1 protein-coding gene is annotated in these 1,090 nt (G+C 74.5%); it reads left to right on the top strand.

Annotation, left to right across the window (positions count from 1 at the left end; genetic code table 11):
* The first annotated feature begins 56 nt into the window (after positions 1–56).
* Positions 57–1,007, top strand: coding sequence for an aromatase/cyclase (locus tag ACFW1A_RS40610; RefSeq protein ID WP_380418786.1), 951 nt, complete (start codon positions 57–59; stop codon positions 1,005–1,007).
* Positions 1,008–1,090 lie beyond the last annotated feature (83 nt).

The following is a 1,090-nucleotide window of genomic DNA, read 5'->3' as shown; positions in this document are numbered from 1 at the left end:
CTCCCGCACCGCGCGGGAGCGGCCGGAGCCGACCCACTGAGCCAGGAGAGCAGTCGATGACGGAACGTCAGATCATCCACACCCGGCACACCGCGGTCGCGGCCGCTCCACCGGCCGCGCTCTACGCGCTGGTGGCCGACGTCACCCGGTGGCCGGCCGTGTTCGGGCCCAGCGTGCACGTGGAGGTGCTGGAGCGCGGCGAGGGCTGGGAGCGCTTCGAGATCTGGGCCGTGGTGAACGGGGAGGTGGGCAGCTGGGTCTCCCGGCGCACGCTGGACCCGCAGGCCCTGCGGATCACCTTCGACCAGGAGCGCAGCCGGGCCCCGATCGGCTCGATGGGCGGCGAGTGGCTCTTCCAGGAGCTGCCGGACGGCCGCACCGAGATCGTGCTGCTGCACCACTTCTCGGCGGTGGACGGCGACCCGGCCACCGAGCGGTGGATCACCGAGGCGCTGGACCGCAACAGCCCCGAGGAGCTGGCCGCACTGGTCCGGCTGGCCGAGTACGGGCACCCGGTGGAGGACGTGGTCTTCTCGTTCACCGACACCGTCGAGCTGGCGGGCGCCCCCGAGGACGTCTACGCGTTCGTCGACCGGGCGGACCGCTGGGCGGACCTGCTGCCGCACGTGCGCCGGGTCCGGCTCAGCGAGCCCACCCCCGGGGTGCAGGAGCTGGAGATGGACACCGTCACCGCCGACGGTTCCGCGCACACCACCCGCTCGGTGCGGGTCTGCCGGGACGGCGAGTGGATCGCCTACAAGCAGCTGGTGGCGCCGAAGCTGCTGCTCGGCCACAGCGGGCTCTGGTCCTTCGGCACGGGCGACGGCTCGGCCGTGGTGACGGCCCGGCACACCGTCGCGATCAACCCCGAGGCGGTGGCCGAGGTGCTGGGCGAGCAGGCCACGCTGGCCGACGCCCGCGCCTACCTGCGCGAGGCGCTGGGCCGCAACAGCCTGGCCACCCTCTCGCACGCCGCCCAGCACGCGGAGACGGTCCGGCAGGGCTGAACCCGCCGCGGTACCCGTGCGGCCCCTCCCGACGGTCCGGGAGGGGCCGCACGGGTGTCGGCGGGTAGGGCGGCGGGTCAGAC

Source organism: Kitasatospora sp. NPDC058965 (assembly GCF_042741245.1).
Lineage (GTDB): Bacteria > Actinomycetota > Actinomycetes > Streptomycetales > Streptomycetaceae > Kitasatospora.
The sequence above is the reverse complement of the archived record's forward strand: the minus strand, read 5'-3'. Positions and strand labels throughout refer to the sequence as shown.